At 38.7% G+C, this 9,144-nt stretch carries 7 protein-coding genes; 5 read left to right on the forward strand and 2 right to left on the reverse strand.

Annotated elements, in window-relative coordinates; genetic code table 11:
• Positions 1-141: 141 nt before the first annotated feature.
• Both birA and DSY56_RS11355 read right to left on the reverse strand, forming a co-directional pair.
• Positions 142-1,077, reverse strand: a complete 936-nt coding sequence (gene birA / locus DSY56_RS11350) for a bifunctional biotin--[acetyl-CoA-carboxylase] ligase/biotin operon repressor BirA (RefSeq protein ID WP_000844498.1) — start codon at positions 1,075-1,077, stop codon at positions 142-144.
• Positions 1,074-1,934, reverse strand: a complete 861-nt coding sequence (locus DSY56_RS11355) for an AraC family transcriptional regulator (protein ID WP_112445783.1) — start codon at positions 1,932-1,934, stop codon at positions 1,074-1,076. Before DSY56_RS11355 ends, birA begins: the two co-directional genes overlap by 4 nt.
• A gap of 107 nt (positions 1,935-2,041) precedes the next feature.
• Between DSY56_RS11355 and DSY56_RS11360 the strand changes: the two genes are divergently transcribed.
• The 5 genes from DSY56_RS11360 to gtfA all read left to right on the forward strand — a co-directional run bounded on the left by DSY56_RS11360 (position 2,042) and on the right by gtfA (position 8,987).
• Entirely contained in the window at positions 2,042-4,204 is a 2,163-nt protein-coding gene (locus DSY56_RS11360; protein WP_112445785.1) for an alpha-galactosidase, read from the forward strand.
• Positions 4,205-4,238: 34 nt separating this feature from the next.
• Positions 4,239-5,498: an extracellular solute-binding protein gene (locus tag DSY56_RS11365; protein WP_112445787.1), complete on the forward strand. Its 1,260-nt coding sequence runs from the start codon at positions 4,239-4,241 to the stop codon at positions 5,496-5,498.
• A 13-nt stretch (positions 5,499-5,511) separates the two neighbouring features.
• The gene (locus DSY56_RS11370) at positions 5,512-6,378 is read left to right on the forward strand and encodes a carbohydrate ABC transporter permease (protein WP_173218721.1); all 867 of its coding nucleotides are present in this window, start codon (positions 5,512-5,514) and stop codon (positions 6,376-6,378) included.
• A 13-nt stretch (positions 6,379-6,391) separates the two neighbouring features.
• Positions 6,392-7,225, forward strand: coding sequence for a carbohydrate ABC transporter permease (locus DSY56_RS11375; RefSeq protein ID WP_112445791.1), 834 nt, complete (start codon positions 6,392-6,394; stop codon positions 7,223-7,225).
• Positions 7,226-7,544: 319 nt separating this feature from the next.
• Positions 7,545-8,987 (forward strand): sucrose phosphorylase, encoded by a 1,443-nt coding sequence (gene gtfA, locus DSY56_RS11380; RefSeq protein WP_112445793.1) that lies wholly within the window; start codon positions 7,545-7,547, stop codon positions 8,985-8,987.
• Positions 8,988-9,144 lie beyond the last annotated feature (157 nt).

Here is a 9,144-nt window from a genome sequence, read left to right on the forward strand (position 1 = left end):
CATATGATTCTTTCTAATGAGTTGTTTTGTCGCTTTTCATTATAGGTCATATGGGACTTTTTTTCTACAACAAAATAGGCTCCATAATATCTATAGGGGATTTACCCACTACAAATATTATAGAGCCATAATTGTGTTATTTCACTTCCAACTCTTGAGTGAAATTTCTCCGCTATTGAGCCAGATTTCTTTTCCGTTATCACATTGCACCAAAAGTTTTCCATTTTCAGAGATATCTTTAGCAAGTCCCTTGTAGTCTTTTTTATCCAGTGTGAAAGTAACTTCTTTTCCAAGAACGAATGACTGTTTTTTATATAGGTATAATAACTCATCTGCTGGTGTTTCGAAGAAAGCACGCCATATTTCGATAATTAATTCATTTCTTGTTATAGGTGCTGGAGCTTTGAATAAACTAGCAGCTTTTTCTTTTAATTCTTGAGGGAAGTCTTTAATAGTAAAGTTGATTCCTACTCCAATAATGATATCTGTGACTAAGCCAGTTTCTACAGATGTCATTGCCTCAGTGAGGATTCCTCCAATTTTATGATTTTTGAGGTAGATATCATTGACCCATTTTATGTCGACATCTATTAAAGTTAGGTTCTTAATGGCTTTGTAGATAGCTCCAGCTACAAGTAGTGTGTAGGATGGTAATTTGTCGTAGGTGAGATTTGGTTTAAGATGGAGTGTCATATAAATGCCACCTTGGGGTGAGTAGAAGGAGCGTTGAAAACGGCCTCGGCCTGCTGTTTGATAGGAAGCTATATAGAGGGTGTTTGCTTCATTTCCTAAATCAATTGCTTCTTTTGCATCTAGTTGAGTTGATTTTGTTTCAGGTTTAAAGCTGACTTTAATTGGAAGATTTTCTTCTAGAATCTCTGGAAGAATAAGGTCTCCATTCAGCAGTTTATAGCCTTTGTTTTTAATACTATCAATTTCAATGCCTTCTTGTTCTAGCCGCCTGATGGCTTTCCAAATTGATGTTCGGGTCAGTGATAGTTCTTCTGCAATCTTTTCTCCGCTGATATAATCGGTTTCTTTAGCTAGAATTTGGTAGACGGCTTGGTAGGATTTCATAGTGTTTCCTTTCTCACTAGTTGGTGTTGAGAATATTCTTTTCTTGTTTGACTTGGAGTCTGATTAAAGTATTGTTTATAAGCTTTAGAAAAATGTAGTGGATCTGAAAAACCTACCGAATATGCAATTACCTTGATAGACTCTTGGGTATTTTCGAGAAGTTGTTTAGCTCGGTGCATTCGAACGTAAAGTAGGTATTCTTTGGGTGATAAGGTGTTAAATTCTTTGAATACACTTGATAAGTAGCTTCTGTGAACGGATAGTTCTTTTGCTAAATCTTGAATTGTAAGTGATTGAGGATAGTGGCTATCAATTAATCGTTTGCATTCAAGATAGAGTTGGTGGGTTGATGAAATATTCTTTTTTTTCTGATTGGGAGCAATAGTTCCCAGATGAAACATCAGTTCATGGAGTTGTCCCATGATATGGAGTTGAGCTAATTCATTTGATTTGGTAATCTGAGCGAAGCGGACAATGTCTGAGATGAGTCTTGCAGTAGTCTGGGTATGACAAGTTTCAGATTGGATGAGATAGGATTGATTAGAAATTTGAGAAAGAGCAAAATAATCAGGAGCTTTCCCTCCAGTGATTCCTAACCAGTAGTAGGCCCAAGGCTCTTTACTATCTGCTTGATAAAAGGTTAATTCATCTGGTTTTAATAGAAAGAAATCTCCTTCTTTTAAATCAACAATTTTACCATTGTAATGAAATTTTCCTTGTCCTTTACTAATGTAATGTAGAACGTATGTATCACGAATGGCTGGACCAAAAGAGTAATTAGGTGTGCATTCCTCATATCCATAAAAGCTTAGAGAAAGGTCAATTGTTCCAGTCTGGTATTCTGAAAAAACTAGCATGTGCTACCTCCTACCTAACATTTTACCATATTCTTGAGACATTTTTCTATTACAGAAAGCGGTTTCAGGTGATAAAATAGAATCATTAAAGTGATGAGGTGAAGTAAATGGGAGTTAGGATAGAGAATAATCTATTTTATGTTGAGAGTAAAAATTTAAGTTTGATTATTGAAAATCGAAATGGGTACTTACTTTTGAAACATTTAGGAAAGACTATTAAGAACTATAAAGGTTCCAATAGTGTTTATGAACGAGACCATGCCTTTTCAGGAAATCCAACGGCTCATAATCGAACCTTTAGTTTAGATACTCAGCGACAGATTTTTGGGCAACATGGCTTAGGAGATTTTAGGAAACCAACTATACAGGTTCAGCAGGATGCAACTGAGGTAACAGATTTTCGTTTTATAGAAGCAAAGATTTTAAAAGGTCAAAATGGTCCACAGGGTTTACCTTCCCCACATAGCATGGATGGTACAGAGACTCTTGCCTTGATTTTAGAAGATTCTAAGGCTCAACTTAGTCTGACTTTATATTATACTGCTTTTGATAATGATGCGACAATTGCTAGCTACAGTAAATTGGAGAATAAGAGTAATCAGGAAGTTATCATCCATAAGGACTTTTCTTTTATGGCTGATGTTCCAGCTGCAGATTACGAAATCGTAACTTTTCAGGGAGCTTATGCTCGTGAAAAGACTGTCAGACGTCAACAGGTAGAACAAGGAATCTTTTCGATTAGTTCGAACCGTGGAGCTTCTGGTCATGCTCAAACACCAGCTCTTCTACTATGTGATCAAGGAGTCACAGAGGATGCTGGGAATGTGTTTGCTATTCAATTAATGTATAGTGGAAACTTTGAAGCTTTTGTTCAAAAGAATCAATTGAATGAAGTTCGGCTGGCTATTGGGATTAATCCGGAAAACTTTTCTTGGAAGTTAGACCCTGAGGAATACTTCGAAACACCGGTAGCTTTAATGACCTATTCAGATAAGGGATTAACTGGTATTAGTCATGAAAGTCAGAATTTTGTACTGAAGCACATTATGCCAAGTAAATTTTCTACAAAAGAACGCCCAATTCTAATCAATAACTGGGAAGCTACTTACTTTGACTTTCAGAGAGAAAAACTGTTAGAGCTAGCTGATGAAGCTAAGAAAGTTGGTATTGAACTTTTTGTATTAGATGATGGGTGGTTTGGTAATCGCTTTGATGATAATCGGGCTTTAGGTGATTGGGTTGTTAATGAGGAAAAACTGGGTGGAAGTCTTGAAAGTCTGATTTCAGCTATCCACGAAAGAGGTTTGCAGTTTGGGCTTTGGTTAGAACCTGAAATGATTTCTGTAGATAGCGATTTGTATCGTAAACATCCTGACTGGGCTATTCAGATTTCAGGATATGAGCATACCTATTCTAGAAATCAATTAGTACTTAATCTTGCCAATCCTCAGGTAGTAGAATACTTGAAAAATGTCTTAGATCAACTCCTATCTTATCATGCGATTGATTACATTAAATGGGATATGAATCGTAATATGACTAACCTGGGGAATGGATCGAACTATCTAGAGACACAGATGCAATCTCATCAGTACATGCTGGGGCTTTACGAACTCGTTTCTTATCTGACAGAGAAGCACAGCCATATTCTCTTTGAGTCCTGCTCTGGTGGCGGTGGACGAAATGATCTTGGTATGATGCGTTATTTCCCACAAGTCTGGGCTAGTGATAATACTGATGCTATTGCACGTTTACCAATTCAATACGGTTCATCCTATCTCTATCCAACCATTTCTATGGGGGCTCATGTTTCAGCAGTACCGAATCATCAGATGAGACGAACGACACCATTAGAAACACGTGGCCATGTAGCAATGATGGGAAATTTGGGCTATGAGCTTGATTTGACAAGTTTATCCGATGAAGAGAAAGCTGAGATTGCTAATCAGGTGAACTTGTATAAAGAATTACGACCAGTAGTTCAGTTAGGACAACAGTATAGACTCATTAACCCTGATACTGAATCCAATGAAGCAGCTGTACAATTTAATTACAAAAATCAAACGATTGTAACCTACGTTCGCGTTTTATCAGTTGTAGAGACCATGGAAACAACTTTAAAGTTAAAAGATTTGGTTGAAGAGGGACTGTATGAATTGCAGGAAAATGGAGTAGTTTACTCAGGTGCAGAACTCATGTATGCAGGTTTAACTGTTATCTTATCTCAAGGAGATTTTTTGAGTAAACAGTATATTTTTAAAAGACTATAATAAAAGTGTATAAATTTATAAAGGAGGCTTTCCAATGAAATGGTATAAAAAAATCGGACTTCTTGCAACTACAGGTTTAGCTTTGTTTGGGCTCGGCGCTTGCTCCAACTATGGTAAATCTGCGGATGGCACAGTGACCATCGAGTATTTCAACCAGAAAAAAGAAATGACCAAAACCTTGGAAGAAATCGCTCGTGATTTTGAGAAGGAAAACCCTAAGATCAAGGTCAAAGTCGTCAATGTACCAAATGCTGGTGAAGTATTGAAGACACGTGTTCTAGCAGGAGATGTGCCTGATGTGGTCAATATTTACCCACAGTCCATCGAACTGCAAGAATGGGCAAAAGCAGGTGTCTTTGAAGATTTGAGCAACAAAGACTACCTGAAACGCGTGAAAAATGGCTACGCTGAAAAATATGCTGTAAACGAAAAAGTTTACAACGTTCCTTTTACAGCTAATGCTTATGGAATTTACTACAACAAAGATAAATTCGAAGAGCTGGGCTTGAAGGTTCCTGAAACCTGGGATGAATTTGAACAGTTAGTCAAAGACATCGTTACTAAAGGACAAACACCATTTGGAATTGCAGGTGCAGATGCTTGGACACTCAATGGTTACAATCAATTAGCCTTTGCGACAGCAACAGGTGGAGGAAAAGAAGCCAATCAATACCTTCGTTATTCTCAACCAAATGCCATTAAATTGTCGGATTCGATTATGAAAGATGACATCAAGGTCATGGACATCCTTCGCATCAATGGCTCTAAGCAAAAGAACTGGGAAGGTGCTGGCTATACCGATGTTATCGGAGCCTTCGCACGTGGGGATGTCCTCATGACACCAAATGGGTCTTGGGCGATCACAGCGATTAATGAACAAAAACCGAACTTTAAGATTGGGACCTTCATGATTCCAGGAAAAGAAAAAGGACAAAGCTTAACCGTTGGTGCGGGAGACTTGGCATGGTCTATCTCAGCCGCCACCAAACATCCAAAAGAAGCCAATGCCTTTGTGGAATATATGACCCGTCCAGAGGTTATGCAAAAATACTACGATGTGGACGGATCTCCAACAGCGATCGAAGGGGTCAAACAAGCAGGAGAAGATTCACCGCTTGCTAGTATGACCGAATATGCCTTTACTGATCGTCACTTGGTCTGGTTGCAACAATACTGGACCAGTGAATCAGACTTCCATACCTTGACCATGAACTATGTCTTGACCGGTGATAAACAAGGCATGGTCAATGATTTGAATGCCTTCTTTAACCCGATGAAAGCGGATGTGGATTAGGAGTAGAGAGACTATGAAAAAAGTATTACAAAAATATTGGGCATGGGCTTTTGTGGTCATCCCTCTCTTGTTACAAGCAATTTTCTTCTATGTGCCGATGTTTCAAGGAGCCTTTTACAGTTTTACTAACTGGACAGGATTGACTTATAACTACAAATTTGTCGGCTTAAACAACTTTAAGCTCCTCTTCATGGATCCAAAATTCATGAATGCGATTGGCTTTACCGCAATCATTACGATTGCCATGGTGGTTGGTGAGATTGCACTCGGGATCTTCATTGCGCGTGTCTTGAACTCTAAAATCAAAGCCCAAACCTTCTTCCGTGCTTGGTTCTTCTTCCCAGCTGTTTTGTCTGGTTTGACAGTGGCTTTGATCTTCAAGCAAGTCTTCAACTACGGTCTTCCAGCGATTGGGCATGCCCTTCATATTGAATTTTTCCAAACCAGTCTTTTAGGGACTAAGTGGGGAGCGATCTTTGCGGCTGTCTTTGTCCTTCTTTGGCAAGGGGTGGCTATGCCCATCATCATCTTCCTAGCTGGTTTGCAATCTATTCCAACTGAGATTACAGAGGCAGCAAGGATTGATGGCGCGACTAGCAAGCAAGTTTTCTGGAACATTGAATTGCCTTACTTGCTACCAAGTGTCTCTATGGTCTTTATCCTATCCCTAAAAGGTGGGCTGACTGCTTTTGACCAAGTCTTTGCCATGACCGGTGGTGGTCCAAACAATGCCACAACTTCACTTGGGCTTTTGGTTTATAACTATGCCTTTAAAAACAACCAATTCGGTTATGCCAATGCCATTGCCGTAATCTTGTTCTTCTTAATTGTAGTGATTTCGATCATCCAATTGAGAGTATCTAAGAAATTTGAAATTTAAGAGGAGAAGCATGATGAAACAAGATGAAAGAAAAGACCTGATTGGCAAATACATTCTATTGATTCTAGGATCGGTTCTGATTTTAGTGCCGCTCCTTGCTACCCTCTTTAGTTCCTTCAAACCCACTAAGGATATTGTAGACAATTTCTTTGGCTTTCCAACCAACTTCACATGGGACAACTTTAGCCGTCTCTTAGCTGATGGGATCGGAGGCTATTATTGGAACTCTGTCGTCATCACTGTCTTGTCTTTACTTGCAGTAATGATCTTTATTCCGATGGCAGCCTACTCCATCGCTCGCAATATGAGTAAAAGAAAAGCCTTTACCATCATGTATATCCTCTTAATCCTCGGAATCTTCGTACCTTTCCAAGTCATCATGATTCCGATTACGGTTATGATGAGTAAACTCGGTTTGGCTAATACCTTTGGTTTGATCTTGCTCTACTTGACCTATGCGATTCCACAGACCCTCTTTCTCTATGTTGGCTATATCAAAATCTCGATCCCAGAAAGTCTGGATGAAGCAGCAGAGATCGATGGGGCTAATCAATTTACAACTTATTTCCGCATCATCTTCCCAATGATGAAACCGATGCATGCGACAACCATGATCATCAATGCCCTTTGGTTCTGGAATGACTTCATGTTGCCACTCCTTGTCTTGAACCGGGATTCAAAAATGTGGACTCTGCCTTTGTTCCAATACAACTACGCAGGCCAATACTTCAACGACTACGGGCCAAGCTTTGCCTCATACGTTGTCGGCATTATCAGTATCACCATTGTCTATCTCTTCTTCCAACGCCATATAATCGCAGGAATGAGCAACGGGGCAGTGAAGTAAGAAGAGACTAGAGAAGCTATAATTCCTGATACAGGGGAATAGTTCAGCTAGTTGACAATTTTATGTGAAAACAAGAAAGTAGTACTTAGTTTATTGAAGTCTATATTTAGTACGAGTTTGATGATAAACAGAGATTTAATACTCAATGAAAATCAAAGAGCAAACTAGGAAGCTAGTCACAGGTTGCTCAAAACACTGTTTTGAGGTTGCAGATAGAGCTGACGTGGTTTGAAGAGATTTTCGAAGAGTATAACATGAATTTGATTTACGAAGCCAAGTCATATGAGACTTGGCTTCAATTAGAAAAAGGAGAGTAATGATGCCAATTCAAAATAAAACCATGTTGATTACCTATTCAGATAGTCTGGGAAATAATCTTAAAGACTTATATGATAATTTGGAAGAGCATTTTGGAGATGCTATTGGGGGAGTTCACCTTCTACCATTTTTCCCATCAACAGGTGATCGTGGATTTGCGCCAGTTGACTACGACGAAGTGGACTCAGCTTTTGGTGATTGGGAGGATGTTAAGCGTTTAGGTGAGAAATATTATCTTATGTTTGACTTTATGATTAACCATATTTCTCGTCAATCTAAGTATTATAAGGACTATCAAGAAAAACATGAAGCCAGTGAATTTAAAGATCTCTTTTTAAACTGGGATAAGTTTTGGCCGGAAAATCGTCCGACACAAGCTGATGTAGACTTAATTTACAAGCGTAAGGATCGTGCACCAAAGCAAGAGATTGTCTTTGCAGATGGGTCAGTGGAACATTTGTGGAATACCTTTGGTGAGGAGCAGATTGATCTTGATGTGACCAAAGAAGTAACGATGGAATTTATCCGTAAGACCATTCAGCACTTGGCAAGTAATGGGTGTGATTTGATTCGCTTAGATGCCTTTGCTTATGCAGTGAAGAAATTGGATACCAATGATTTCTTTGTGGAACCAGATATTTGGGATTTATTGGACAAAGTTCGAGACATCGCTGCTGAGTATGGAACAGAGCTCTTACCTGAGATTCATGAACATTATTCGATTCAGTTTAAAATAGCGGATCACGATTACTATGTTTATGATTTTGCTCTTCCAATGGTGACACTTTATACTCTTTACAGTTCCAGAACAGAGCGTTTGGCTAAGTGGTTAAAGATGAGCCCAATGAAGCAATTTACGACGCTAGACACCCATGATGGGATTGGAGTAGTAGATGTCAAGGATATCCTGACTGATGAGGAAATTGACTATGCTTCAAATGAACTCTATAAGGTTGGAGCGAATGTCAAACGTAAGTACTCTAGTGCCGAGTATAACAATTTAGATATCTACCAAATCAATTCAACCTACTATTCTGCGCTTGGAGACGATGATGTCAAGTATTTTCTCGCTCGTCTAATTCAAGCTTTTGCCCCAGGTATTCCTCAGATTTACTATGTAGGTCTATTAGCAGGCAAGAATGACTTGAAATTGTTAGAAGAAACTAAAGAAGGTCGAAATATTAATCGTCATTACTATAGCAATGAGGAAATATCAGAAGAGGTCCAACGTCCTGTAGTGAAGGCCCTTCTCAATCTATTTTCTTTCCGTAACCGTTTAGAAGCCTTTGATCTAGGAGGGACTATTGACGTTGAAACACCAACAGCTCAAAGCATTGTAATCAAACGTCAAAATAAAGATAAGTCCGTAACAGCAGTAGCAGAAATTGATTTGCAAAATCAGACTTATCGGGTAATTGAGAATGGAGTTGAAGTAACATTTTGAAGCCTTGATATGGTTGATAAAATAGTTTTTTGGTAAATTCCCAAACTAAGTTCCACCGCTAGTAGAAGTGGAAGTTAATCTGATAAAAATTGTAAAAACCAGTGGAAATCCATGTCAGGGTAAGTTCCACTGGTTTTACTAATGCTTGATTTTATTG

Origin of the sequence: Streptococcus sp. 596553 (assembly GCF_900411395.1) — a bacterium.
Taxonomy (GTDB): domain Bacteria; phylum Bacillota; class Bacilli; order Lactobacillales; family Streptococcaceae; genus Streptococcus; species Streptococcus mitis_BA.

Coding starts and splice junctions, on each gene's coding strand:
- birA (WP_000844498.1), bottom strand. CDS start 1,077: ATGAAATCCTACCAAGCCGTCTACCAAATTCTAGCTAAAGAAACCGAT.
- DSY56_RS11355 (WP_112445783.1), bottom strand. CDS start 1,934: ATGCTAGTTTTTTCAGAATACCAGACTGGAACAATTGACCTTTCTCTA.
- DSY56_RS11360 (WP_112445785.1), top strand. CDS start 2,042: ATGGGAGTTAGGATAGAGAATAATCTATTTTATGTTGAGAGTAAAAAT.
- DSY56_RS11365 (WP_112445787.1), top strand. CDS start 4,239: ATGAAATGGTATAAAAAAATCGGACTTCTTGCAACTACAGGTTTAGCT.
- DSY56_RS11370 (WP_173218721.1), top strand. CDS start 5,512: ATGAAAAAAGTATTACAAAAATATTGGGCATGGGCTTTTGTGGTCATC.
- DSY56_RS11375 (WP_112445791.1), top strand. CDS start 6,392: ATGAAACAAGATGAAAGAAAAGACCTGATTGGCAAATACATTCTATTG.
- gtfA (WP_112445793.1), top strand. CDS start 7,545: ATGCCAATTCAAAATAAAACCATGTTGATTACCTATTCAGATAGTCTG.